The sequence below is a fragment of the Alistipes intestinihominis genome (assembly GCF_040095975.1).
Taxonomy (GTDB): domain Bacteria; phylum Bacteroidota; class Bacteroidia; order Bacteroidales; family Rikenellaceae; genus Alistipes; species Alistipes senegalensis.
Map to the genome: position 1 here is coordinate 1 of NZ_JBBMFL010000003.1, position 25,269 is coordinate 25,269.

19 protein-coding genes are annotated in these 25,269 nt (G+C 58.0%); 12 read left to right on the forward strand and 7 right to left on the reverse strand.

Features of this window, described 5'->3' with window-relative positions; all coding sequences use genetic code 11:
- Positions 1-69: 69 nt before the first annotated feature.
- Positions 70-393: a helix-turn-helix transcriptional regulator gene (locus WMO46_RS03195; RefSeq protein WP_349093769.1), complete on the reverse strand. Its 324-nt coding sequence runs from the start codon at positions 391-393 to the stop codon at positions 70-72.
- 701 nt (positions 394-1,094) lie between these two features.
- Positions 1,095-2,369, reverse strand: coding sequence for a site-specific integrase (locus WMO46_RS03200; protein WP_349093770.1), 1,275 nt, complete (start codon positions 2,367-2,369; stop codon positions 1,095-1,097).
- A 457-nt stretch (positions 2,370-2,826) separates the two neighbouring features.
- Here WMO46_RS03200 and WMO46_RS03205 point away from each other — a divergent pair, with 457 nt between their 5' ends.
- The 11 genes from WMO46_RS03205 to WMO46_RS03255 all read left to right on the forward strand — a co-directional run bounded on the left by WMO46_RS03205 (position 2,827) and on the right by WMO46_RS03255 (position 17,908).
- Positions 2,827-3,978 carry an AAA family ATPase gene (locus WMO46_RS03205; RefSeq protein WP_349093771.1) on the forward strand — a complete coding sequence of 384 codons (1,152 nt, stop codon included), beginning with the start codon at positions 2,827-2,829 and terminating at the stop codon, positions 3,976-3,978.
- An 82-nt stretch (positions 3,979-4,060) separates the two neighbouring features.
- Positions 4,061-4,642 (forward strand): zeta toxin family protein, encoded by a 582-nt coding sequence (locus tag WMO46_RS03210; protein WP_129651508.1) that lies wholly within the window; start codon positions 4,061-4,063, stop codon positions 4,640-4,642.
- Positions 4,629-4,787 carry a hypothetical protein gene (locus tag WMO46_RS03215; RefSeq protein ID WP_015547366.1) on the forward strand — a complete coding sequence of 53 codons (159 nt, stop codon included), beginning with the start codon at positions 4,629-4,631 and terminating at the stop codon, positions 4,785-4,787. The genes WMO46_RS03210 and WMO46_RS03215 overlap by 14 nt, the downstream gene beginning before the upstream one ends.
- A 514-nt stretch (positions 4,788-5,301) precedes the next feature.
- On the forward strand, positions 5,302-5,886 hold the full coding sequence (locus WMO46_RS03220) for an RNA polymerase sigma-70 factor (protein WP_165357757.1): 585 nt from the start codon (positions 5,302-5,304) through the stop codon (positions 5,884-5,886).
- Between the two features lie 84 nt (positions 5,887-5,970).
- The gene (locus tag WMO46_RS03225) at positions 5,971-6,948 is read left to right on the forward strand and encodes a FecR family protein (protein ID WP_129651510.1); all 978 of its coding nucleotides are present in this window, start codon (positions 5,971-5,973) and stop codon (positions 6,946-6,948) included.
- Positions 6,949-7,089: 141 nt separating this feature from the next.
- Entirely contained in the window at positions 7,090-10,476 is a 3,387-nt protein-coding gene (locus tag WMO46_RS03230; protein ID WP_349093772.1) for a TonB-dependent receptor, read from the forward strand.
- Between the two features lie 17 nt (positions 10,477-10,493).
- The gene (locus WMO46_RS03235; protein WP_195496908.1) at positions 10,494-12,086 is read left to right on the forward strand and encodes a RagB/SusD family nutrient uptake outer membrane protein; all 1,593 of its coding nucleotides are present in this window, start codon (positions 10,494-10,496) and stop codon (positions 12,084-12,086) included.
- A 27-nt stretch (positions 12,087-12,113) separates the two neighbouring features.
- A complete protein-coding gene (locus tag WMO46_RS03240; RefSeq protein WP_349093773.1) occupies positions 12,114-13,118 on the forward strand; it encodes a DUF6528 family protein in 1,005 nt (334 codons plus the stop codon).
- 7 nt (positions 13,119-13,125) lie between these two features.
- Positions 13,126-14,028, forward strand: a complete 903-nt coding sequence (locus WMO46_RS03245) for a sugar phosphate isomerase/epimerase family protein (RefSeq protein ID WP_349093774.1) — start codon at positions 13,126-13,128, stop codon at positions 14,026-14,028.
- A 14-nt stretch (positions 14,029-14,042) separates the two neighbouring features.
- Complete coding sequence (locus WMO46_RS03250; RefSeq protein WP_349093775.1) at positions 14,043-15,518, forward strand: FISUMP domain-containing protein; 1,476 nt, start codon at positions 14,043-14,045, stop codon at positions 15,516-15,518.
- A gap of 293 nt (positions 15,519-15,811) precedes the next feature.
- Positions 15,812-17,908, forward strand: a complete 2,097-nt coding sequence (locus tag WMO46_RS03255; protein ID WP_349093776.1) for a KamA family radical SAM protein — start codon at positions 15,812-15,814, stop codon at positions 17,906-17,908.
- A 100-nt stretch (positions 17,909-18,008) separates the two neighbouring features.
- Here WMO46_RS03255 and WMO46_RS03260 read toward each other — a convergent pair whose 3' ends face one another.
- Both WMO46_RS03260 and nadB read right to left on the reverse strand, forming a co-directional pair.
- Positions 18,009-19,592, reverse strand: a complete 1,584-nt coding sequence (locus WMO46_RS03260) for a peptide chain release factor 3 (protein WP_349093777.1) — start codon at positions 19,590-19,592, stop codon at positions 18,009-18,011.
- A 3-nt stretch (positions 19,593-19,595) separates the two neighbouring features.
- Entirely contained in the window at positions 19,596-21,152 is a 1,557-nt protein-coding gene (gene nadB / locus WMO46_RS03265; RefSeq protein WP_129651516.1) for an L-aspartate oxidase, read from the reverse strand.
- Between the two features lie 81 nt (positions 21,153-21,233).
- Between nadB and WMO46_RS03270 the strand changes: the two genes are divergently transcribed.
- A complete protein-coding gene (locus tag WMO46_RS03270; RefSeq protein WP_349093778.1) occupies positions 21,234-22,433 on the forward strand; it encodes an S-adenosylmethionine:tRNA ribosyltransferase-isomerase in 1,200 nt (399 codons plus the stop codon).
- Positions 22,434-22,500: 67 nt separating this feature from the next.
- Here the strand turns inward: WMO46_RS03270 and WMO46_RS03275 are convergent, their stop codons facing one another.
- The 3 genes from WMO46_RS03275 to WMO46_RS03285 form a co-directional block, all read right to left on the reverse strand.
- Positions 22,501-23,109 carry a porin family protein gene (locus tag WMO46_RS03275; protein WP_349093779.1) on the reverse strand — a complete coding sequence of 203 codons (609 nt, stop codon included), beginning with the start codon at positions 23,107-23,109 and terminating at the stop codon, positions 22,501-22,503.
- Between the two features lie 135 nt (positions 23,110-23,244).
- Positions 23,245-23,898, reverse strand: a complete 654-nt coding sequence (locus WMO46_RS03280; protein WP_349093780.1) for a porin family protein — start codon at positions 23,896-23,898, stop codon at positions 23,245-23,247.
- Positions 23,899-23,910: 12 nt separating this feature from the next.
- Positions 23,911-25,095: a cation:proton antiporter gene (locus WMO46_RS03285; protein WP_349093781.1), complete on the reverse strand. Its 1,185-nt coding sequence runs from the start codon at positions 25,093-25,095 to the stop codon at positions 23,911-23,913.
- Positions 25,096-25,269: the final 174 nt, after the last annotated feature.

Consider the following 25,269-nt stretch of genomic DNA (forward strand, 5'->3'; position numbering starts at 1 on the left):
GATCTATATAATCCCATTATTCCGGGGCTATTTGATTAATTGTTTAACTCGTCCCATTTTAACGGGACACTAATGAATATGGTTATTACAATATTGTTCGATTGTTGGGTGTGATTCGCTCTGCAACCAGTCGAGAATCTCCTCACGCTGAAAGTAGAGCCGCCTTCCGCCATGCTCCGGCTTGCGAAACGGGATCTTTCTATCGCTCGTAAATTTGTAAATCGTCGCCTTACTGTATCCGGTCAGGCGCACGACCTCCTCGATGGTCATTACTTGCTCAGTCGGAGCTTGATTCGCAGTAAGGTTACCCAAGATTCGGTCGATGCCGAGAATCTCTTTCAGTTGTCCCACGGTCAGCATGGCGATCGGGGTTTCATCAGTAATTTTTGTCATAAAAAATATTATTTTAGATGAGTTTTTATACTGAAATATGATAATGGAATATACATAGGCTCTAAAATGAAAGTACCCTTGCGAGAGAGCTATTCTGCAGGGGTACTTAATGAAAATAATGAATTTAATGAACGATTACAGCCCGTATAGGTCAATGAGAATGGTCGGAGTTGCTGGGCGCGTAAATAGAGGGGTTGGAATATGAGGTTTCGAAAATTTATGTCGTCTTCATCCGTGCTATCGAAAAGCCGCCTGAGGGTCGTGTATATCCGGCGCATGGTCTGATCTGAGGTGGCTCCGACCTCCTGCTTTATGGATTTTATGGACAACAGATGAGGTAGCTGGAACTGGGGGAAATGACTCTTGCAGAAATAAAACAGCATGCCGGTATAGAGCCAGTATCGGAGGTCCGTCCGCGTCCCCTGAAGGACGGTCCCTGTGAAAACGGAGACGGTTTTCCCGCATTGAGGGCAACGTAACAGCAGCGGATTTCTTCTCCTCAAAGGTCGTGTGAGCCGGATATTACAGTGGGGACAATAGGTCCAATGCTGTTCCGTATAGTAGACAATGGCCCTCGTTTCATCCGGGAGCAATGCTGAAAAGGCTTGATAGCTGAATGGAATTCTCATCGTAGTTTATTTTGAATCGTAAATTTGTACTTATAGTACCAAAGGACAAATTAAATTAAACCGTGACGGCCGTTAGAGAACTTTCGCCGCTTCGTTGATCACTCCGTTGTCGAAGCTGTCGAGGTATATGTTCGTGGTTTCCAGATCGGCATGGCCGAGCATCTGTGAAATCACCTCGCGCGGGATGTGGTTGCGCTGCAAGGTCATGGCCGCCGTATGGCGGGAGACGTAGCTCGTCAGGTGGAAATCAATTCCGAGCTCCTCGGCGAGCAGACGCAGGTATTTCTGGTACTTGCTGTAACGGGTTCGAATGTGCATGTAGAGCCGCTCGCCCGTATAGCCGGAGCGGGTGACGATCGGCAGCAGGAAATCGTCCACGGTCGGCGATGCCGCTTGCAGGCTCCCGATCAGTTGCCGGATTGCGGGCGTGATTTTGATCGAAATCGGTTTGACTCCTTTCTGCCGCTTGATCTTTTGCCGCTTGTAAACGATATAATCGCCGTCCTCCATCTGTTTGATATGGGCGGTCGTGAGCATCGCCATGTCGATGAACGATATGCCGTAACAATAGTAGGAGAAGAGAAACAGCTTGCGGGCGTATTCGCATTGCGGATTGTTGGCCGTGGTGCTTTTGAGTTTCGATAACTCGGCGGCAGGCAGATAGCGTTTGGCGGTCGCCTCTTCGAGTTTGGAGACCTCGAATCCGCCCCGTCCGAACGGATAGGTCGCCACCGAGCCGACACCCTCCGCATTGGCCCGGTTCAGAATGGCCCGCAACGCCTTGAAATAGAATTTACGTGTGTTGCCGCAACAGCCCCGCTTTTGAAGAAACATATCGAATCCCCGGACATAACGCAGGTCGATGTCGGAAAAGAGCCGTTGATCCAGCTTCCGGTCATAGCTTCTCAACATGTCCTGCGTCTGTTTGTAAGTCTGGGAGTTTCCGATGTGTCCCGTCGCGTGCAGTTCCGCGATGCGGTCGGTGAAATAGGCGTTGAACTTTCCCTGTTTGGAGGTGTTCAGAAAGGCGTCCTCGAACTGGTTCAGCGTCCAGTCGATGCCTTCGATCTCGAAGCGTTCGACGATCTCACGGGCACGGGCCTTGTATTTCACCAGCAGCGCATTGTCGGCTTCGCGTTGTTTATTCTCGGCTTTCTGCTCGGCTCCTTTCAGGTTGCGCAGGATGATGAATTGCTCGCCGGCCTCGTCCCAATATGCGGGATCGGCGTAGAGATCGAGCGCGATATATTTGCGCCGCTTGTTTTTGGTGATACACAGCCTGACGGCGTAACGGCCGTTGCGGTCGGCCTTGTCGTGGCGACGTGGAAATCGGATGGAATAAGCCATAGCTTTGCACAGTTTTTCTTCTTGATTCGCTGATAGTTATCGAAATGTCATACGACAAGCGAATGAAGATACTGTCAAAGCTGGATTCGATAGATCCGGCTGAAGCACTAACCGCCTACCCGAGAATTGCAGAGTATGATGCGATTACTAAATTGCCCATCTGTCGTAGACGAGGCAAAAATAATATGCCGAGAAAGCGATTGCAAATATTTCTTGGTTTTAATTGTAGATCTAATAATAAATCTGTACATTGTGTTGTTACAAACAGTGGATTCGCATTTGCATAGATAAAAATATCGAGATTTTGCAAAAATCTCGATATTTTGATATTTTATTCACTGCTCAATTTTCTCAGTATCGATCTTATGTCGGCGGAATGGCGCAATTACTTTGCTTGATAATTATTTGACTTGCATAATTTGAATAAAATAATTATTTTTGCAAAAATGATATTCCTATGGCGAAGATTATAAATCCATTCATCGTGACCGGAAAGATCGCTCCGGAGTATTTTTGCGATCGGGTAAGCGAGTCAGCCCGGCTTGTCAAGTCGATTACCAACGGCAATAATTTGGTTGTCATTTCACCGCGCCGTATGGGTAAAACAGGGCTGATTCAGTTCTGTTACGACAAGCCGGAGATCGGTAAGGAGTACTACACTTTTTTCATCGATATTCTGCATACGTCGAGCCTCCGCGAATTTACCTATCTGCTCGGCCGGGAGATTTATGAAACACTCCTGCCTCGCAGTCGTAAAATGGTGACTCTTTTCATTCAGACGATTAAGTCCATCAGCGGGAAATTTGGGTTCGACCCCATCACCAATCTTCCCGCTTTCAATGTCGAGTTGGGAGATATCGAGCGGCCCGAATATACGCTCGATGAGATTTTCCAATATTTGGCTCATGCGGACAAGCCTTGCATCGTAGCGATTGACGAGTTCCAGCAAATTGCCAAATATCCGGAGAAGAACATAGAGGCTTTGTTGCGGACTCACATCCAAAGGTCGGAGAACAGCCATTTTATCTTTGCCGGGAGCGAACGCCACATGATGCAGGAGATGTTTGCATCAGCCGCCCGGCCGTTCTACCATAGTGCCGACATGTTGGAGCTGAAAGCCATTCCTGTGGAGATTTACATTCCGTTTATCGTCGGGCATTTCGAGCGGCGCAACCGTTCGATAGCCGCCGTCGATGTGGAAAAGATTTATGCACTTTTTCAGGGGCACACCTACTATATCCAAAAGACCTTCAACGAATCGTTTGCCGATACGCCCGAAGGCGACGAATGTACGTTGGAGATGATCCGGGCTGCCATCGATAATATGATTGCTTCGAACGATACGATTTTCCGAGAGATTCTGTCGAACGTTCCCGAAAAGCAGAAGGAGTTGCTTTATGCCATCGCCAGGGAGGGCGAAGCCGAGCGTATTACATCTGCCGATTTCATCAAACGGCACAGTCTTACTTCGGCCAGTTCGGTACAGTCGGCCGCAAAGAAATTGCTCGAAAAGGATCTTATCACCGAGATTAACAAGGTTTTTTCTGTAACCGACCGATTATTTGCCATGTGGATAAATAAATTATATGGGAAAAATCTGGATTTTTAATGTCGCAGCTCGGTATAATGTGATTTTTATAGATTGGCATTTGGCCGTAAATCGGCTGAAATAGTTACCTTTGTTATGAAATATGCCGAAACTCTATATCATAGCGGGTTGCAACGGTGCAGGGAAAACGACTGCATCCTATACTGTGCTGCCCGAAATGTTGGGATGCCGGGAGTTCGTCAATGCCGACGAAATAGCAAAAGGACTGTCGCCGTTCAATCCCGAAAGCGTGGCGATCGAGGCAGGACGGCTGATGTTGCAACGAATGGGCGATCTTTTGTCCGAAGGCGAGGATTTTGCGTTTGAAACGACGTTGGCGACCCGTTCCTATGTGAAATTCGTGGAGCGGGCGCAGGCGAAAGGCTATTTTGTGTCGTTGCTCTTCTTTTGGTTGCCGACACCCGAACTGGCCGTCGAGCGTGTTGCGACACGAGTAAGCGAGGGTGGGCACAACATTCCGTCGGATGTGATTCGGCGGCGTTATGCGAACGGCATCAAGAATTTAACGACCCTCTATACCCCGATTTGTGATTTCTGGACAATCTACGACAACAGCTCGGCAGACGAAGAGATTAAAATAGTTGCGTCGGGTGAGAAAAACATAACAATTCATGTTGAAGACGCGTTATCCTATAAACTGATTACGAATTATGAGCGAGATTGAAATCAAACAAATGCAAGAAAAAATCAACGCAGGTATTTTGCTCGCCCGTAAGCGTCTGATTGAAAAGACGAAGAAGGAGGACGGAGAACTGGTTGTCGTGCGCGACGGAAAGGTCGTGCGCATCAAGGCCCGCGATCTGAAATAGGAATTTTGGGTCGGTTGTCCGAATGAATAACCCCCGGCATTTTCGGATGCCGGGGATTCACTTTTCAATTTTGATCGGGAGGGGAACGATACGTGGAACACAGGTGGAACACGCGAAATCGCAACAACTCCCGATAATGGCAAACTGCAACTCTTTGAATGTGTGTGAAATCCGCTGGAATATAGTTCGTTAAATTTATTGGAAAAAGTAAAATTTAATTCTGGGGGGCGTGTGGTCGCTGGTTCGAATCCAGTCACCCCAACTGATGAAAGGCTTGGTAATCTGATGATTGCTGAGCCTTTTTCGTTTGTGGGCTTTGAGAACGCGGGTAGGGCGCTTTAAGCGGATGAATCGGCCGTAAAGTCAACCGAATCCGAATCCGTGGCTGGTGGAGCATTGTCCCTTTCCTCTGCATCGGAAAGCTCTGCTTTTTGTGTCTGTCATGGAAATTTCATCGGCTTCGGTTTGTCCGGTCCCATTTTTTTCATACCTTTATTCTCGCTTTTTCGCAACAATGGACGCAACGAAGATACATGCATTGGGGACCGAAGACCGGGAGCTTTTCGACAGCCTGATACAGGAGTATTATCCCCGGCTGATGGGGTATGCCTGTATTCTGCTCGATGACGAAGCTGCCCGCGATGTCGTGCAGGATGTCTTTCTCTACGTTTGGGAACATCGTTCCCGGCTGACTTTTTCATCCGGGATTCAGACCTATCTTTTCCGGGCATGCCATTCCCGCATGCTGAACAGCCTCAAGCGCAGCAAAAATTTCGCGGGAGGCGATTCGCTGGATGCGCTTGCGCAGAGCGAGGCCGAGTGGCTCCGGGCCAATAACGACGATATAGTCCGTACGCTCTGCAACAAGGAGCTGCTCGAACGGGTGCTCGGCATCATCGAGGAGCTGCCGGACAAGCGGCGAGAGGTTTTCCGGCTCTCATTTTTGCACGACATGTCGAACGCCGAGATCGCCGAACTGCTCGGGATGCCGCGCCGTACGGTCGAAGGGCATCTTTACCTGGCATTGAAATTCCTGCGGGGCCGGATTTCCGCCGAAGAATTGTTCGCTTTGATGTTGGCGTCGATTCCCATGATCTGAGTTTTTTCAACGGATTTTCAAATAAATCCAGGATCGGCTGCGTAAATTCCGGTTCTGGATTGTTTATTCAGTAAAACGGCAACGATGAAAACGATCAGCCCTCAGAAAATCGTCGATTATCTCGACCGCCGCTGTGACGGACAGACCCGCAGTATGGTCGAGGAGTGGATGGCGCGAAGCGAGGAGAACCGGGACGAGTTCTTTCGGATCAAACAGCTTTGGGCTTTGAAGAACACCTATAAACATGCTTCGGCTCCCGAGGTCGAAGGGGCTGTCCGCAGGATAAACCAGCAGTTGGACCAGCGCCGGCGTATCCGGCGGTTGCAGTATCTGGCCCGCACGGCGGTCGCCGCGGCGCTGCTTTTCGGGGCGGTACTGGCCGGGATCGGGGTTGACAGATACCGGGAGCGTTTCGAGTGGCATACGATCGCCAATACGGTTCCGGGCGAAGTGCTCGACTTCGTGCTGGACGACGGCACCCGGGTTTATCTGAACCGGGGCGGGGAGCTCTCGTTCCGGGAGGATTTCGGCACGCGCCGACGTCGAGTGAAACTCTCCGGAGAGGCTTTTTTCGATGTCAAGTCCGATCCGGTCCATCCTTTCGTGGTCGAGACCCGGGGTGTGCATATCCGGGTGCTGGGCACTTCGTTCAATGTCAAGGCGGGCGAGCGGGTCGAAGCGACGCTCGAAAAGGGGCGCATCGCGCTCGAAAGCGCCTCGGGCGAGGAGTTGGCCACGCTGCGCCCGGGACAGCAGGCCGTGGTGGACGCCCGGAGCCGGCGTCTGCTGTCGGTCAGCGAGGTGCAGACGGGGAAATACACGGCCTGGCACTACAACCACAAGGTCTACGAATGTATCTCTTTCAGCGAGATCGTTGGCCTGATCGAGGAGCGTTACGACGTGTCGGTCATCTATGACCCCTCGTCGTTCGACGATACGGCCTACCGCCTGGTCGTGGGTAACAACGAACCGCTCGGACAGATGCTCGATATACTGAATCTGATCGTACCGATCGAATACACCGTTCAGGACCGGCGCGTCCTGATCAAACGCAAACGCTGACCCGGAAGAAATCGCGCGATCGATGATAATTTTTGAAGAATCCCAAACGGAAATGCCTATGACGACAGCCTGACTTGTACCGCGGGAGAGATCCCGACCGTCTCATCCGAAATCCAATCTTAAACCTTAAAATCTCACTATATGAATTACATTCCGAACGTCGCCCGCAAGGGCGCGGCGGGTACGCTGTTGCCTGTTCGAAACGGTGTCGGGAGGCTGCGGACAGTGCTGGCGGCGGCGTTGCTCCTGCTCGTGATCCTCCCGGCGTCGGCTCAGCGGATCGTCGTGAACGTCACGGCGAAAAAGCAGACGCTCGCCGACATCCTGCCGCAAATCTCGAAACAAACCGGCATTGAATTTTCGTATGCGCTCGAATTGGTCAAAACGCGCTCGAACGCTGCCGGGCGACTCGAAGGAGACGTCAAGGACGTTCTCGGCCGGATTCTCGCCGGCACCGGCATCGACTACCGGATGCAGGGTTCCAACCGGATCTTTCTGAGCCGCAAGGCCGGCCCCGGGCCCGAATCCCCGGCGGCTCCCGGGAAATACCGCCTGACCGGAACCGTCCGCGACGGGCAGGGACAGCCGCTCGTCGGCGTGACCGTCATCGTGGGCGGCACGGACGGCACGGCCACCGGTTCCGACGGCTCCTATTCGCTGATGGTCGCTCCCGATGCGACGCTCACGTTCCGCTATATCGGTTACGGGAGTGTCACGGAGGCTGTCAACAACCGTTCGCAGATCGACGTGGTGATGAAAGACCAGTCCACCGAACTGGAGGAGCTGGTCGTCGTGGGGTATCGTACCGTGAAAAAGCTCTCGCTCACCGGATCGGTGGCCTCCGTGGACATCAAGCGCAAGGAGAACCAGCCCATCACCAATTCTACGCAGATGCTCTACAACACGCCGGGTATCTGGGTCAACCAGGGCGGTTCGCAGCCCGGCCGCGACAACGCCACGATCTCGATCCGAGGCGTCAACTCGCTGAACTCCACGGGCGGCGCACCGCTGGTGCTGCTGGACGGCGTGGAATACGACTTCTCGGAGATAGACCCTTCGACCATCGAGTCGATCTCGGTGCTGAAAGACGTGTCGGCCGCCATCTACGGCCTGAAAGCGGCCAACGGCGTGATCCTCGTGACCTCGAAGAAGGGTTCCAAAGGGCGTCCCCGCATCGAGTACAAGGGCAAGTACGGCGTGCAGCGGGCCACCTATCTTCCGGACGTGGTCACCGATCCGATCCTCTACATGCGGCTGCGCAATCTGGCCGAGATCAATTCCGGCATCAGTTCCGGCGCCGTGTCGTACAGCAACGGCCAGATACTCGAATATATGGAGGGCATGAAGACGGACCGGTCGGTCTATCCCGCGTCGGACTGGTTCGACATCTGCCTCGAAGACGGCTACGTGCAGCAGCACAGCGTGCGCCTTTCGGGCGGCACCGACGCCGTGACCTATTCGATGGGCTTCGGCTACACCGACCAGAAGGGCGTCTTCATCGACAACGACGACGCCCAGCGTTATGCTTTCGACCTGAAGCTCAACGCGCGGGTGTGCGACGCGCTCAACGTCAGCGGAACGTTCCAGGGCAACCTGCGGACCTTCGACGAGGTGGGGTATTCGACGGGGACCGTGCTGAATACCATCATGCGCGGTCTGCCGATCTTCTCGGACTACCACCGCAACGGCCTTTACGGTTCGACGTGGCTCTTCACCCCGGGACGCAACAACATCGAGAATCCGCGCATGGAGGTCGAGCAGGGCTTCGTCTACCGGAATTACCAGGAGCTGCTCGCCACGATCAATGCCGACCTGCGGCTGGCCCCGCATCTGAAATATTATGCGACGGTCGGATTCCGCAAGACGGACCATTACAGCAAGAACTTCATTCCGCAGATGTACACGGTCAATCCCAAGACGGGCGATACGAAGAAGTTCAACTCGGCGGCCCCGCGCTTGAAGGACTGGGATGCCGTCGCTGCGCAGTACACCGTCTCCCACCGCCTCGTCTGGGAGAACGATTACGACCGTCACAACATCCATGTCATGCTGGGGCAGGACTGGCAGCACAACGACAGCCGGAATTTCCAAGCCTACAACTACGGGTTCAACGACAATACGCTGACCGAATTCGAGGCGCTCACGAACCAGACCAACGCACAGGCTACCGGCAGTTCGTGGATGAAGCGCATGATCTCGGTCTACGGGCGTCTGGCCTACACCTACGACGACCGCTACATGATCGAGGGCACGCTCCGCTATGACGGTTCGAGCAACCTTTCGCGGGACAACCGCTGGCACATGTTCCCGTCGGTCATGGTGGCGTGGAACCTCAGCCGGGAGAAATTCTTCGCGGTGAAGCAGATCGACCTGCTCAAACTGCGCGCCTCCTACGGCGTGATGGGCAGCGAGTCCGTGAGTCCGTACAGCTATCAGATGACCTACGACGCCATCGACCAGAACTATTCGTTCGGGGGAACTCCCGCGGCCGGATTCGCCGTGACGCAGCTCACCGACCGCATGCTGGGGTGGGAGAAGACCCGTTCGTACAACGTGGGTCTGGATTTCGCGGCCTTCAACAGCCGGCTGACTCTCGACGCGGACTATTTCCACAAGGAGACCTTCGACATCATCATGACCCGCACGATCCCGTCGCACGTCGGCGGCCTCAGCGGTCCCAAGAGCAATGTCGGCACGGTGCTCAACAAGGGTTTCGAGCTTTCGGGCGCCTGGCGCGACCGGGTCAAGAACTTCTCTTACGGGGTGAACGGTTCGGTGAGTTTCGTCCGCAACCGCGTGAAGTCGCTCGACGGCGGGCAGATTCTGGCCAACAGCAATACGCTCATCACCCGCGAGGGCTATCCGATCCGCTCGTTCTATGTCTATGAGGCCGACGGTTACTACCAGTCGCAGGAGGAGATCGACAATGCGGCGGTCGTTTACGGCGACCGTACGAAACTCCGGCCGGGGTATCTCAAGTACAAGAATAATTGCGACGACGACGTGATCGACGACAAGGACAAGATCGTCGTCGGCAACACCATCCCCGAGGTGACCTATTCGTTCGGCGTGCACATGGGCTGGAAGGGGCTTTCGCTCGAAGCGCAGTTTCAGGGCGTGGGCGAGGTGTATACCTATCCGAGGGCGAATCTCGCGGTGCCGTTCAACAACGGCGCCGGCGTGACCCGGGACTGGGCCACCGATTCGTGGACCGAGAGCAACCGCCATTCGAAACTGCCGCTGCTGACCACCTACACCGACGCTCCGGAGAACTTCATCCCCTCGACCAAATGGCTCCGCAACGCCTCCTACCTGCGGATGAAGAACATCCAGCTGACCTACGACTTCCCCAAACGGCTGCTGAGGCCGCTGCGGATCGAGGCGTTGCAGATCTATGTCAGCGGCCAGAACCTCTGGACGATCTCCGATTTCGATCTTTGGGACCCGGAGATCACCACCACCCGTACGGACCTCTACGAATACCCCAATCTGAAGACCGTTTCGATCGGTCTGAACCTGAGTTTCTAACGACAAAAAGCTGGAAAATGAAAAAGATCATATACTTCGGGCTGAGCCTGCTGCTGTCCGCTGCGGCCGTCTCGTGTTCGATGGACTTCGAGCCGACGGGCGCTTACAGCGACAAGACTTTCTGGTACAGCGCCAAAAACGCGGAGAGCGGACTGACGGGCTGCTATCTCCCGCTGCGCAACGGCAGCATGTTCGGCGGGATGGCCATCGTCATGGAGGAGTGCGCGACGCCCAATGCCTACAACTATGCCAATACGCTCAACTGGAACGATCTCGCCAAGGGCAGCCACACGGCCGACGGAAGCATCTTTGCCGGCCGCTGGAAGGATGCCTACACCGGCATAGGCCGTTGCAACATGTTGCTTCAGCATATCGGCCTCAACAAGGAGCTTTCGGCCGAAGCCGTCACCCAGATGAAGGCGCAGGCGCGTTTCCTCCGCGCCCTTTACTATTCGGTGCTTACGACCTATTACTACAAGGCGCCGCTGATCGTCGATTCTCCCGACATCTCGCAGGTCGGACGCACGCGCACCGACCGGGCGGAGATGATCCGCTTCATCGTCGATGAACTGGGGGACATTGCGAAGATTCTGCCCCGCACGTACACGGCCAAGAGCGATCAGGGACGTCCCACCGCAGGCGCCGCATTGGCGCTTCGCGCCCGGGTGCTCAATTTCGAGGCCAGCGCCTTGTGCAATCCCGGGCACGAGACGAAGCCCTGGGAGGAGGCCGCCGATGCCGCGTGGGAAGTCATGGAACTGGGCGTCTATTCGCTTTATCAGGACGGCTATGCGAAACTTTTCACCGAGGCGGCCGAGCACTCTTCGGAGTCGATCTTCAACGTCGAGGCCGTCGCCAATCCCCTCGGGCTGGGACACAGCACGGACATCGTGATGCGCCAGTACAACAGCGCGGCCCCGCTCCGGAACTTCATCGACAGCTATTGGATGAAGGACGGCAAGCCCCGCGAAGAGTCCGCCTATGCCGATTCCGAAGGGTATGCCGACCTCGATCCGCGATTTGCGCAGACGATCGTCTATCCCGGATCGACCTGGATGGGCGAGACCGTGAAAACGGACAATACCAACGTCCGCTTTACCAACAAGCAAACCGGGTTCATCTATAAGAAATACACGGTGTACACCGAAAAGGTCCCGGGCGATCAGGAACTGAACCTGGGCGAGAACTGCTCGCCGACGAACATCATGTTGCTGCGCTATGCCGACATACTGCTGATGTACGCCGAGGCCAAGAACGAGCTGGGCGAGATGACCGAGGAGATCTGGAACCGGACGGTGAAGGCCATCCGCCAGCGTGCGGGATTCACCACCTCCTCCGCATGGGCCTATCCGGGCGGCGATGCCGACGAGATACGCCGTCAGATACGCTATGAACGCCGCGTCGAGCTGGCGGGCGAGGGCACCTATTACAACGACCTGCGCCGTTGGCGCGAAGCCGAGAACGCGATGAACAACCTCAGTATCTACAAGAGCGACGGCACGCTGATCGGTACGCGCAATTTCAACAAGGAACGGGATTACTGGTGGCCCGTACCGTCGAGCCAGCTCGAAATAGCCCCGACGCTGCGGCCCAACAATCCCGGCTGGTAGTCGAGTAATTCCTAAAAACGTACAACCATGACATACAATCACAGATTTTCGAAATTCTTCATCGGCGTGTGCGCGGCCGTCGCGTTATGTGCGGCCTGCGAGGGCGACGACCGGCCGATCATTCCCCTGCCGCCGCTCGATCCGCCCGCATCGGCCGGCGATAAGGTGATCGCACTCGTCGAACAGAACCCGAGCCGTGTCGCTCTCGTCGATCGTGCGAGCGGCGAAATGCTCTGGTCGTGGACTCCCGCCGATTCGGACCTGACGGCCGCCGAGCAGGCTTGGTTCGAGCTGCCCGACGAGGTCAAGCCGATCTATGACTGCGAGTATCTGCTCGTCACGGCGACCCGGGGCGGTGTGGCGATCATCCGCATCGAGGACAAACGGGTGATGTTCTACGCCTGTCCGAAGGGCCAGCCCCATTCGGCCGAACTGCTGCCCGACGGCAATGTCGTCGTGGCCTCCTCGACCGACGGCACGGCCGACGGCGACAAGCTGCGCCTTTATGAGGTCGATTTCACGAAGCGGTTCGCCTCCGAACCTGCGGCGGTCTATCCGCTGAATTTCGGCCATAACGCCGTCTGGGACCGCACGAACGAACTGCTGTGGGCCACGGCCGGCGATGTGCTCCATGCTTACCGTTACATCCGGACCGACGGCAGGCCGGCGCTGGCGTTGCAGGAGACCTATCCGCTTCCCGACGGGCAGAAGGACGCCCACGACCTCTTTCCGGTGCACGGGCTCAACCAGCTTTGGCTCACTACGCCCAATGCGATCTGGAAATTCAATGTCTCCACCAAGGAGTTCGCCCGTTTCAATGCCAGCGCGACGGTCAACGTCAAGTGCGTGTCGTCGGGCCCGGCCGACTACGAGACGATCTTGCTTTATCCGACGCAAAGCTACTGGTCGGACAAGCTGATCGACACCGGCGGCCGCAGCGTTTACCAGCGCGACGGCGCCCAGATCTACAAGGGCCGCTGGATGCTTGCCAATACGTTCAGCTATCCCGAAAATCACCGACCCGAAATCTGACAGACTTATGAAAAACATCGTAAAATGGATCGTACCCCTGCTCCTGGCCGCCGTGGCGGCGGGATGCGGAACGGAGCGCCGCAGTGCGCTCGAAGCCTATCGCAGCTGGCCCAAGGGGCTGTCGGTATCGCTGACCATGCCGGCTGACAAATTGCAGCAGGCCAAAGAGGCCGGGTTCGGCCATGTGGAGGTGACGCTCAATTCGCTGCGCGGGAAATCCACGGAGGAGCGGCTCGCGGCCATCGAGCGTTTCCGCGTCGATGCCGGGCGGGTCGGACTGACCGTCTGGTCCGTGCATCTTCCGTTCGGCCGCGCCTGGGACATCAGTTCGCCGAACGATTCGCTGCGCACGGCGGTCGTGGAGCAGATCGCCTGGTTCATCGACGCCGTACAGGCGCTCGGACCCCGGAAAATGGTTCTGCATCCCAGCGCGGAACCGATCGCCGACTCGCTGCGCGCCGTTCATTTCGAGAACAGCGTGAATTCGATCAACACGCTGGCCGAGGCGGCCCGCGGTACCGGCGCCCAGCTGCTGGTCGAGGACCTGCCGCGGACCTGTCTCTGCAACACCTCGGACGAGATGCTGGCCTTGTTCGGGCGGTTGGACCCTTCGGTCGGCATCTGTTTCGACACCAATCATTTGTTGCAGGAGACTCCCGAGGCTTTCGCCCGGGCCGTGGGCGGCCGCATCGCCAGCCTCCACGTGTCGGACTACGATGCCGTGGATGAAAAGCACTGGGTCATGGGCAAGGGCGTGATCGACTGGCCCGCCGTGATCGGGGCCATCGCCTCGACGGGCTACGACGGCGTATTCATGTTCGAAGTCGGAGGTTACGACAGCTTCGGACAGGTGGCCGACACCTGGCGGGCCGTGGAGCGGCGCCTCGAAGAGATTGAAAACCGAAAATAAAAACCTGCGATACGATGAAACGATTTATTGGATATGCGGCCCGGGCTCTTGCGGGCGCACTTCTTATGGCCGCGTGCGGCGACGACGAACCTGCGGTCCCGGGACAACCCGACTTTATCGCCGTGGGGCTCGAAGCCCCCTATACCGTCCGGATGGGCGATTCGTTCGAACTTTCGGTTCCCGAAGAGTCCGGAGCGGAGGATTATTTCTGGAGCCTGCCCGAGATGCTCAATGTCATCGAGGGCGAAAACACCTCGCGTCTGCTGGTGGCCGGGCTGGTCGAGGGCGTCATTCCGGCCGGCGTCATCACCGTCGAGGCTCGCAACGCTGCGGGAGCCAGTGCGCCCCGCACCCTGTGGAAAGAGATCACGGTGACGGGGCTGCCGCCGCGTCCGGCCTACGTGCAGACTTCGATCGTCGGTTCGCTGACGGTGGATCTGGACGAGGAGTTCGCGGTCTACGTGCCCGAAGACGATCAGGTGGCGACCTATGCGTGGAGCGTCCCTGAGGCGCTGACCGTCGTGAGCGGAGGCGATACGGAGCGCGTCGTGCTCAAAGCCAACCGCAAGTCGGTGAACATTCCGGCGAACGGTATCTCGGTGACTACGGTCAGCAGGACGGGGCTTTCGGAAACCCACCGTTTCGGGAAGATGATCTGCGTGCTTCCGACCGACGGGTATCCGGCCAAGCGATACGGCTCGAAGACCTGGATGACCGTGAACCTCAACTACGCCGGCGAAGACGGTTCGGTCGGCCGGACGGCTCCCGACGATCCCGACGGTTCGAAATACGGACGTTACTACACGTGGGCGGAGGCTATGACCGGACTTTCCGCCGGGGAGAATCCCTATGTCTACGGGGCGTCGGGAACCGACGACATGGGCAACTCCTATACGCTCAATAACGGCGTCGCCTCCTACAACATCCAGGTCCGCGGAATCTGTCCCGAGGGATGGCACGTTCCCAACGCCTATGATTTCTACGATCTGGCTGCGGGCGTCGCCGACGATTACGGGCTTCGCATGAGTTCCATTCAGGCCGTAGTGGATGCGGGGGCGGGAATCTATATGCCCGACAACCGCGAGACGAACCCGATGGCCGCCATGAATATGGTCGATCACGGATTCATCGCCTCCTACCTGCGCGGCAGCCGCCCGGCGGCCGAAGGCGGGCTGTGGGCGGCGAATGCCAATGCCGTGGACGGCGGCACGATGTTCAATCTGGCGAAACCCAGCGGCATCTTCCCGGCGGGAAAATACCCGATGTATTTCCCCGATGCAATCGAGCGGATCGGGTTCAATATCCTGCCCTGCGGCAAATATACGGGCGATAAATTCGGCAACTTCGGGACCTATTCGTTCCATTGGACTGCCACCGTGACCAGCGATAACAAGAATTACCGCATTACGATCGGCAACAACAGCTGCAATTTCTCGACCTATGCCGAGACGGGTTCTTCGAACAACGTCCGGTGCGTGGCCAACTATTAGCCGATCTGCAACGGATTTCGGCAGGATTCGCCGCTGTTTGCATCGGATGTCTGCACGGAAATCCCTCCCGCAGCGGTGAATCGCGGCCCGAATGGAAAGAGGCTGTCTGCGACTTGTCAGACAGCCTCTTGTTTTTTGTGTGTTTCGTGCGAATGCGGAAGATTTGCACGAAATATGCTTGAATATATTAAAAATTTTTACTATATTGTTCCCGCAAAATGCAATCCGGAGGTGATGCTCCGGTGCGAATCGGCAATTTTGCGCCTGCCTTAACCTTATAAATAAAAATGCTTATGAAACAAAAGAAAATGCTTGCACTGACCCTTTCCCAGCTCGGACTGCTCTATCGCCAGGAGTTACCCGATCTTGCGGCCCTCGCCGACGCCTGCTGCGACGGTGCGGAGTTCCGCATGCGCCTCGGGGAGTTCGTGGACCGGCATGCCGCTGCGGAGAGCGAAGCTGCGGAGCAGATTCGACTGTTGATCGGTTACGACGGACAAGAAGTCCACGAATTATCCACGGACTGCCGATTGGAAATACAGACCCTGACGCTGTTGTGGCAGTTCCTGACCGGACGGCTCGATAATTCCGAAATGCCTTCCGATCTGTTTGTCGATCTGTTCCATCTGTTCCGCCTGCTCGACGGGGCGGAAATTCTGCTGCCCTCGCCGCAGCGCGTGCGCAGCCGCACCGAACGCTGGCCTTCGGGGCTGGACGAGGCGGTGCGGGCGATCCGCGCTGACAACCGCGAGCGGATGCTGCACCTGCTGGTGCAGAAGATCGAAAACCGCAAGTCGAAAACCCCGTCGCGCTACCGGTTCGCCGAGGGGATGACTTACGACGAAAAATACCGGCAGGTGGCCGCCTGGTGGGACGATTTTCGCTTCCAGCTGGCTATGGCCGTGAAAAGCCCTTCGGAGCTGAACCGCTTTCTGGCCGGGTCGCTCTCGTCGGAGACGATGTACCTGCTTTCGAAGGCCCGCAAGAAGGGGATGCCCTTCTTCGCCACGCCCTATTACCTCTCGCTGCTCGACGTTACGGGCGACGGCTACGACGATGCCGCCATCCGCAGTTACATCCTCTATTCGCCGCAGCTGGTCGAGACCTACGGACGGATTCGCGCCTGGGAGCGCGAGGATGTCGTCGAGGCGGGCAAGCCCAATGCCGCCGGGTGGCTGCTGCCCGACGAACACAACATCCACCGCCGCTATCCGGAGGTGGCGATCCTGATTCCCGACACGATGGGCCGCGCCTGCGGCGGGCTGTGCGCTTCGTGCCAGCGGATGTACGATTTCCAGAGCGAACGCCTCAATTTCGAATTCGAGGCGCTGCGCCCCAAAGAGTCGTGGGACCACAAACTGCGCCGGCTGATGAACTATTTCGAGGAGGACACCCAGCTGCGCGACATCCTCATCACGGGCGGCGACGCGCTGATGAGTCAGAACAAGACCCTGCGAAATATGCTCGAAGCGGTTTACCGCATGGCCTGCCGCAAGCGCCGGGCCAACGCTGGGCGTCCCGACGGCGAGAAATACGCCGAATTGCAGCGCGTGCGCCTCGGTTCGCGCCTGCCTGCCTACCTGCCGATGCGCGTGAACGACGAACTGGTGGAGATTCTGCGCGAATTCCGCGAGAAAGCCTCGGCCGTCGGCGTGAAGCAGTTCATCGTCCAGACCCATTTCCAGACGCCCTTGGAGGTGACGCCCGAGGCCGAAGAGGCCATCCGGAAGATCCTTTCGGCGGGATGGCTCATCACCAACCAGCTGGTTTACACCGTGGCAGCTTCGCGCCGCGGACATACCGCGCGCCTGCGGCAGGTGCTCAATTCGCTGGGCGTGGTGTGCTATTACACCTTCTCGGTCAAGGGCTTCGAGGAGAACCGCGCGGTTTTCACGCCCAACAGCCGTTCGATGCAGGAGCAGGTCGAGGAGAAGGTTTACGGACGCCTGACCGCCGGGCAGGCGTCGGAGCTCGACGCGCTGCTGGCCGACGGACGCGACACGGCGGCCAAACTCCTCCGCTTCATGCGCAAATACCGTCTGCCGTTCCTCGCCACGGACCGCAGCGTGCTGAATCTTCCGGCCATCGGCAAGAGCATGACCTTCCGGCTGGTGGGCCTCACGCCCGAGGGGCGTCGCATTCTGCGCTTCGACCACGACCGTACGCGCCGCCACAGCCCGATCATCGACCGCATGGGCGAGATATTCATCGTCGAGAGCAAGTCGGTGGCCGCCTACCTGCGGCAGATCGGCAAGATGGGTGAGGACCCCGAGGATTATGCCTCGATCTGGGCCTATACCCGGGGTGAGACCGAACCCCGGTTCGGGCTTTACGAATACCCCGGATTCGATTTCGGGGTGACCGACCGGATGAGCAATCTGGAATTGTAGCGGAGAAGGGAGTGATGAAAAAGAGAACCCGCCGGACCGTGGTCCGACGGGTGAGCCTATACAGCCGCCGGAGTGCAGACTCCGGCGGATTTTTCGTGCTTCAGAACTCCGAGGTGAAGTGGAAACGAATGTCCTTGAAATTCTCCTGCGCGAGGGCGAGCCCGTAGCTCGTGTCGGCGAGGAATACGTCGCGGCCGTGTTTATCGACGGCCATGTTGGTGTGCTTGCGGCGTTTGAAGTCGGCCAGCTGCGCGGCGTTGTCGCTGTCGATCCAGCAGGCTTTGTAGATCGAGATCGGCTCCCAGCGGCATGCAGCGCTGTACTCGTGCTCCAGCCGGTATTGGATGACCTCGAATTGCAGCGCGCCTACCGTGCCGATGATCTTGCGGCCGTTGAGCGACGAAGTGAACAACTGCGCCACACCCTCGTCCATCAGTTGGTCGATTCCTTTGGCCAGTTGTTTGAATTTCAGCGGGTCGGCATTCTCGATGTACCGGAACTGCTCGGGGGCGAACGACGGGATGCCCGTGAAACGGAGCTTCTCGCCCTCGGTGAAGGTGTCGCCGATTTTGAAGTTGCCCGTGTCGTGCAGGCCCACGATGTCGCCCGGATAGGCGAAATCGATCACCGACTTCTTCTCGGCCATGAAGGCCGTCGGCGACGAGAACTTCAACTGCTTGCCGCTGCGCACGTGCAGGTAGTTCCTGTTGCGCTCGAACGTGCCCGAACAGATCTTCAGGAATGCGATGCGGTCGCGGTGGTTGGGGTCCATGTTGGCGTGGATCTTGAAGATGAAGCCGGTCATCTTCGGCTCCGAAGGCTCCACCGGCCGGGTCTCGGTCGGGGCCGGGCGCGGCGAGGGGGCGATGCGTACGAAACACTCCAACAACTCGCGCACGCCGAAATTGTTGACCGCCGAGCCGAAGAAGACCGGAGCCAGTTCGCCGCGGAGGTAGGCTTCGCGGTCGAATTCGTCGTAAACGCCCTCGACCAGTTCGACATCCTGCCGCAGCTGGTCGGCGAATTTCGCGCCGATATAGCTCTCCAGCTCCGGCGACGCGAGGTCCGAAATCTCGGCCGTCGAAGCGTCGGCCGTCAGTTTCTCGTCCGACGTGAAGAGCGACAGGTTCTTTTCGTAGAGGTTGTAGACGCCCTTGAACGTCGGGCCGTTCGAGATCGGGAATGCCAGCGGCCGCACGCGGATGCGCAATTCCTTCTCCACCTCGTCCAGCAGGTCGAACGGCTCCTTCGAGGGGCGGTCCAGCTTGTTGATGAAGACGATCACCGGGGTTTTGCGCATGCGGCAGACCTCCATCAGTTTGCGGGTCTGGGTCTCGACGCCCTTGGCGCCGTCGATGACGATGATGACCGAGTCCACGGCCGTCAGCGTGCGGTAGGTGTCCTCGGCGAAATCCTCGTGGCCCGGGGTGTCGAGGATGTTGATCTTGCAGCCCCGGTATTCGAAGCCCATGACGGCCGTGGCCACCGAGATGCCGCGCTGGCGCTCGATCTCCATGAAGTCGGACGTTGCGCCTTTCTTGATCTTGTTGCTCTTGACGGCTCCGGCCACGTGGATGGCGCCGCCGAAGAGCAGCAGTTTCTCGGTGAGGGTGGTCTTGCCCGCGTCGGGGTGGGCGATGACGGCGAAGGTCCGCCGCCGGGTTATCTCTTCCTGTTGTGTCATGCGTTATTCTTTCGGATAATCGGCGTTGTAGTGGCATCCCACGGACTCCTTGATCTCGCGGCCCTGTTTGATGACCAGGTAGGCGATGGCGATCATGTTCCGCAGTTCGCACAGTTCGCGGTTGGGCTTGGTCTTGTTGTAGAGTTCCTCGGTCTCCTGCCAGAGTATCTCCAGCCGGCGCATGGCGCGCTTCAGCGAGAGGTTCGACCGCACAATGCCCACGTAGTTGGACATGATGGTCTGCATCTCGCGCTTCGACTGGATGATCATCAGCATCTCTTCGGTATGCTGCGTGCCTTCGAAATCCCAGTCGGGGATGCCCTCCTGGAAATCGACCTTGTCCAGCAGCGGCGCGGTGTGGCGTGCGGCCTGGTCGGCGTAGACGACCGCTTCGATCAGCGAGTTCGAGGCCAGGCGGTTGGCGCCGTGCAGCCCCGTGCACGAGGTCTCACCCAGCGCGTAGAGCCGCTTGATCGACGTTTCGCCGTTGAGATCGACCTTCACGCCGCCGCAGCAGTAGTGTGCCGCGGGGGTCACGGGAATCCAGTCCTTCGTGATGTCGATGCCGATCGAGCGGCATTTCTCGTAGATGTTCGGGAAGTGGCTCCGGACGGCGTCGGGGTCCTTGTGCGTCACGTCGAGGTAGACGAAATCCGAACCCCGCTTGGTCATCTCGCGGTAGATGGCCCGGGCCACGACATCGCGCGGCGCGAGGGACTTCATCGGGTGGTATTTGTCCATGAACTCCTGGCCGTCGGGCAGCCGCAGGATGGCCCCGAAACCGCGCATGGCCTCGGTGATGAGGAAATTGGGCTTCTCGCCGGGGTTGTAGAGCGTCGTCGGGTGGAACTGGATGAACTCCATGTTCTCGGTGATGGCCTTGGCGCGGTGGCACATGGCGATGCCGTCGCCCGTGGCGACGACGGGGTTCGAGGTGGCGGAATAGACGTTGCCGCAGCCGCCCGTGGCGACGACGGTGAATTTCGAAAGCATGGTCTCGATCTCGTTCGTTTCGAGATTCAGCACATAGGCTCCGAAACAGGCCAGTCCGCGCGTGTGGCGCGTGACGAACTCGCCCAGATGGTGCTGCGTCAGCAGGTCGATGGCGAAACGGTGTTCGAGGACCGTGATGTTCGGGTGCTTTTTCACCGACTCCACGAGAGCCCGTTCGATCTCGGCTCCCGTGAGGTCCTCGTGGTGGAGGATGCGGTGTTCCGAGTGGCCGCCCTCGCGGTTGAGTTCGAAACGCCCGTCGGGGGTCTTGTCGAAGCGCGTGCCCCAGGCGATCAGGTCCCGGATCAGCTCCGGAGCCCTCCGCACGACCAGCTCCACGGCCTTTTCGTCGCACTTGCCCGCTCCGCAGACCAGCGTGTCGCGGATGTGTTTTTCGAATGTGTCGGGGGCGTATGTCACCGAGCAGATACCGCCCTGGGCATAGTTGGTGTTGCACTCTTCGATCTCGCCTTTGGTGACGATCGTAACGTGTCCGTGAGCCGCGGCTTTCAGCGCGAACGAGAGCCCCGCAGCGCCGGAACCGATAACCAGAAAGTCGGTTTTCATGGGTTTTTCCTTTTTCTGCTGCCTTGCAGCGCCGCAAAGTTACAAAAAATAGTAACTTTGCCGCATAATTTCCGGCAAAATATGGAACGACATATCGACATAAACCGCTACGACTACGACCTTCCGGAGGAGCGGATCGCCAAATTCCCCCTCGCCGAGCGCAGCGCCTCGAAACTGCTCGTCTGGCGCGGCGGCGGGATTTCCGAACGGCATTTCGCCGACATCGGCGACGTGCTGCCCGCGGGCGAACTGCTGGTCTTCAACAACACGAAGGTCATCCGGGCGCGGATCATCATGCACAAGCCTTCGGGGGCGCGAATCGAGGTCTTCTGCCTCGAGCCGCACGACCCGGCCGATTACGAACGGGCGTTCGCCGTCACGGGCGGCTGCACGTGGTCGTGCATCGTGGGCAACCGCAAGAAGTGGAAAGAGGGGTATGTGGAGATCAATTTCGACGGCGAACACCTCCGGGCGTGGATCGTCGAGGACCACGGCCGCGAATGCGTCGTGCGCTTCGAGTGGAGCGCCCCGATGAGCTTCGGGCAGCTGCTGGAGCACCTCGGGCGGATTCCGATTCCGCCCTACCTGAACCGCGAGAGCGAGGAGATCGACAACACGCGCTACCAGACGGTCTATTCGAAATTCGAGGGGTCGGTGGCGGCGCCGACCGCCGGCCTGCACTTCACGCCCGAGCTGATCGACGCCATGAAGTCCCGCGGGTTCGGGTTCGAGGAGGTGACGCTCCACGTCGGAGCGGGGACTTTCCTGCCCGTGAAGGACGACGATGCCGCGAAGCATCCGATGCACACCGAGCATTTCGAGGTGCGCCGTGCGACGGTGGCCCGCCTGCTGGAGAAGTGGGGGCACATCACCGCCGTGGGGACCACCTCGGTCCGCACGCTCGAATCGCTCGCGGCCCTTGCGTGGCGCATCCGTACCGCCGGGACGCCGGACGCTGGACGGGTGGTCGGACAGTGGGAGCTGTACGACATTCCGGCTGACTATTCGGGGCGCGACGCCTTGGAGGAGCTGTTGGGGTGGATGGATGCGAACGGGGTCGAACGGCTGAAAGCCGCGACGCAGATCATGATCACGCCGCTGGGTTACGAGTTCCGCATCGTGCGCAACATCGTCACCAATTTCCACCAGCCCAAATCGACTCTGCTACTGCTGGTCTCGGCCTTCGCGGGCGACGACTGGCATCGGATCTACGACTACGCCCTCGGGCACGATTTCCGCTTCCTGAGCTACGGCGACTCGTCGGTGCTGATGCGGGAGTGACCGTTTTGCAGAAAAAGAACAGGGACGCTGAAAAACAGCGTCCCTGTTTTATTTGGTGCAGGCCGGATTAGAAATTATATCCGACGCTGATCGAGAAGCAGTTGTTGCGTATCGTGCCGTCGCCGTTGACAAGATCTTTCTGAATCAGGTTCAGACAGCCGATGTCGTAGCCCAGTCCGAAGTAGATGCGGTTCCAGACGACGCCTGCGCCCAGACGCACTCCGAGGTCGGAGCGCTTGAGCATGCCGTCGTCGCCGAAGATGTCGTCTTTCTCGCCGTTTGCTTTCATCTTGCCGCCGATGCCGAGACCGTAGTAAAGACCTGCGAACGGCTGGATCGTAACGATGTCTTTGATGTTGAAGTGGTAGTTTACCAGCACGGGAATTTGCAGGTAGGAGGGGCGGAAGCTCACTCCGGATAATTTGCCGCCGCGGCTCGAAAAGGCGAGTCCGGTTTCGAGGTAGAAAGGCAGGCTGTCGCAGAGCAGGATTTGGTCCGAAACGGCGACATGGAATGCGGCCCGCGAGTCGGTGCTTACCGATACGCCGCTCTCTGAAATCGAGTAGCTCGACAGGTTGAGACCGGCGCGGACGCCAAGGATGTTCTTTTCGTGATTCTGTGCCGAAACGGCGTTCGCCAGCAGGATGGCGGCCACGATGAGTAATACTTTTTTCATAGCTGTAAAGTTTGAGGTGTTTGCGTGGCAAATATAGGATAATTTTTTTCGAAAAATCCCCCCCCCGATTTTTTTTACGGGCAATCGGCGGTATCGTTCGTAAATTCCTTTGTATTAATAAGATCGCTTCTGATGTCAGAAATTGTATCCGATCGTCACGGACAGGCAGTCGTTGCGGATTTCGATCGCCCGGGTCCGGGACTCGTAACTGAAGAGCGATCCGCCCTTGAACTGGTTCATGCAGCCGATGTCGTAGCTTACGCCCAGATAGATGCGTTTCACGACGAATCCGACGCCTGTCCGGACCCCGAAGTCCAGCCGGTGAAGCACTCCCCGGTCGCCGAACAGCTCCTCTGTCCCGAGGTAGTCGAACTCCATGCGGCCCCTCAGTCCCACGCCGCCGTAAATGCCGGCGAAAGGCTGTATCGTGAGGAGGTCGCGGACGTTGAAATGGCAGTTGATGAGCAGGGGAACTTGCAGGTAGAATGGCCGCGGAGTCGTCCGGTAGACTTCGCCGTATTGCGCAAGGGCGATTTTGCCGCCGCGGCTCGAAAAATCGACCCCCGTTTCGAGGTAGAGGGGGAGCTTCCGGGTCAGCAGCACCTGATCCGAGACGGCGAAACGGAATCCCGTGCGCCAGCCGATGCTGATCGGCATATCTTCGGCCGAAACCGCGAGTTTCGAGACGTTGAGGCCGGCGCGGACGCCCAAGATGTTCTTTTCGCGCTGCTGGGCCCGGACGCTTCCCGCCAGCAGCAGGACGAGCAGGATCAATGCGTATCTTTTCATGCGTGCAAGAGGTTATTCTTCGGGGGCGGCGCTTCGGAGCGCCAGCCGTTTGACCCAGACGACGAAGCCGCCCGTGAGGATGAGGTTCAGTACCAGCGTCAGCACCGAGATGATGAGCGCCGGGCCGCCGAGGCTGTACCCGAGGGCGATGAAGATCACCCCGGCTCCCACCTCGCCGCGGGTGAACATGCCCACCGAGAGGGCCAGCCGTTCGCTCAGCTGCCGGTCGCGGTAGAAGAAGACCGGGACGAGCTTTCCGAGGTTGGAAAGTGCCGATACGGCTATGACGTGCAGTAGCAGGACGCCCCACGGCATCATCGGCTGCGCGGCGGTGACCGATCCGGCTGCCGCGGCAGCGTCGGACGCCGCGGAGCCCGTCACCAGCGGCATGCTCATTCCCACCAGCAGCATGAACAGGAACGAGATGCCCGTCGAGGCGCGGCGTTCGGCGGGGGTGTCGTGGTCGCGGTGCTTCATCAGCATGCCGATCACGAAGGCCGGGAGCAGCACCTCGATGTGGATGCTGTTTTCGGGGCCGTACCAGTGGGCCGTCGCCAGATAGAGCAGCTGCGTCAGGGCGCAGACCGCGACGGAGAGGCCCAGGATGCGTTTCCAGTCCTGCTTCACGTTCCAAGCCGCCTGCCACCGCCACCCGACGGCGAGCAGGACGCTCACCGTGCCCACGATGGCGAACATCTGCCATTTGAGGCCGATCATCAGGATTTGCAGCGGGATCATCAGCAGGATGGTGTCCAGATCGTCGAAGATCGCCAGCACTTGTATTTTACGGTATATCCAGCTCTGTTTCAGGTGCAGCGCCGCGAGCATCGTGAAGAGGATGCCCGCCGAGGTCGGGGCCGCGAAACGGCTCAGCAGCAGGTTCTCCTTCCACGCCGCGGGGCTTCCCCACAGGTCGGAGGGCAGCAGCACGAAGACGTAATAGAGGGCGATCAGCAGCCACGGAAGCGCCGCGGTGGCCATAGCGATGAAGTAATCGGCGGTGTAGGAGCGCCAGCGGGACTTGTCGATCTCGAATTCCCGGCCGACGTTGATCATAATGAACCCCAGACAGACGTAGAGCAGCGTGTCGGTCGCGGCCTTGAAGCCCGCATAGGATGCGCCCAGTGCGCCGGGAAGCAGCTGCGAGGCGACGAGGCCCAGCATCAGGAAGAGCGAGAACGAAAGAACTTTTCGCATTGAATGACGGTCGTTTACGTGGTTTTGCGCGTAGGCAGCGGCGCAAAGATACGATATTTGCGCCGGAAACGGAAAAAGGCGTGCCGCAATCGTGAAAAAATTAACAATAAAGAAACCGCAATTCGCAATTATTTTGTACCTTTGCCGCGACGTTTAGGAAGTTAGTATTTCAAA

Bases quoted from the DNA above. Each gene is read 5' to 3' on its own strand.
- WMO46_RS03195 (WP_349093769.1), bottom strand. From the start codon at position 393: ATGACAAAAATTACTGATGAAACCCCGATCGCCATGCTGACCGTGGGA.
- WMO46_RS03200 (WP_349093770.1), bottom strand. From the start codon at position 2,369: ATGGCTTATTCCATCCGATTTCCACGTCGCCACGACAAGGCCGACCGC.
- WMO46_RS03205 (WP_349093771.1), top strand. From the start codon at position 2,827: ATGGCGAAGATTATAAATCCATTCATCGTGACCGGAAAGATCGCTCCG.
- WMO46_RS03210 (WP_129651508.1), top strand. From the start codon at position 4,061: ATGCCGAAACTCTATATCATAGCGGGTTGCAACGGTGCAGGGAAAACG.
- WMO46_RS03215 (WP_015547366.1), top strand. From the start codon at position 4,629: ATGAGCGAGATTGAAATCAAACAAATGCAAGAAAAAATCAACGCAGGT.
- WMO46_RS03220 (WP_165357757.1), top strand. From the start codon at position 5,302: ATGGACGCAACGAAGATACATGCATTGGGGACCGAAGACCGGGAGCTT.
- WMO46_RS03225 (WP_129651510.1), top strand. From the start codon at position 5,971: ATGAAAACGATCAGCCCTCAGAAAATCGTCGATTATCTCGACCGCCGC.
- WMO46_RS03230 (WP_349093772.1), top strand. From the start codon at position 7,090: ATGAATTACATTCCGAACGTCGCCCGCAAGGGCGCGGCGGGTACGCTG.
- WMO46_RS03235 (WP_195496908.1), top strand. From the start codon at position 10,494: ATGAAAAAGATCATATACTTCGGGCTGAGCCTGCTGCTGTCCGCTGCG.
- WMO46_RS03240 (WP_349093773.1), top strand. From the start codon at position 12,114: ATGACATACAATCACAGATTTTCGAAATTCTTCATCGGCGTGTGCGCG.
- WMO46_RS03245 (WP_349093774.1), top strand. From the start codon at position 13,126: ATGAAAAACATCGTAAAATGGATCGTACCCCTGCTCCTGGCCGCCGTG.
- WMO46_RS03250 (WP_349093775.1), top strand. From the start codon at position 14,043: ATGAAACGATTTATTGGATATGCGGCCCGGGCTCTTGCGGGCGCACTT.
- WMO46_RS03255 (WP_349093776.1), top strand. From the start codon at position 15,812: ATGAAACAAAAGAAAATGCTTGCACTGACCCTTTCCCAGCTCGGACTG.
- WMO46_RS03260 (WP_349093777.1), bottom strand. From the start codon at position 19,592: ATGACACAACAGGAAGAGATAACCCGGCGGCGGACCTTCGCCGTCATC.
- nadB (WP_129651516.1), bottom strand. From the start codon at position 21,152: ATGAAAACCGACTTTCTGGTTATCGGTTCCGGCGCTGCGGGGCTCTCG.
- WMO46_RS03270 (WP_349093778.1), top strand. From the start codon at position 21,234: ATGGAACGACATATCGACATAAACCGCTACGACTACGACCTTCCGGAG.
- WMO46_RS03275 (WP_349093779.1), bottom strand. From the start codon at position 23,109: ATGAAAAAAGTATTACTCATCGTGGCCGCCATCCTGCTGGCGAACGCC.
- WMO46_RS03280 (WP_349093780.1), bottom strand. From the start codon at position 23,898: ATGAAAAGATACGCATTGATCCTGCTCGTCCTGCTGCTGGCGGGAAGC.
- WMO46_RS03285 (WP_349093781.1), bottom strand. From the start codon at position 25,095: ATGCGAAAAGTTCTTTCGTTCTCGCTCTTCCTGATGCTGGGCCTCGTC.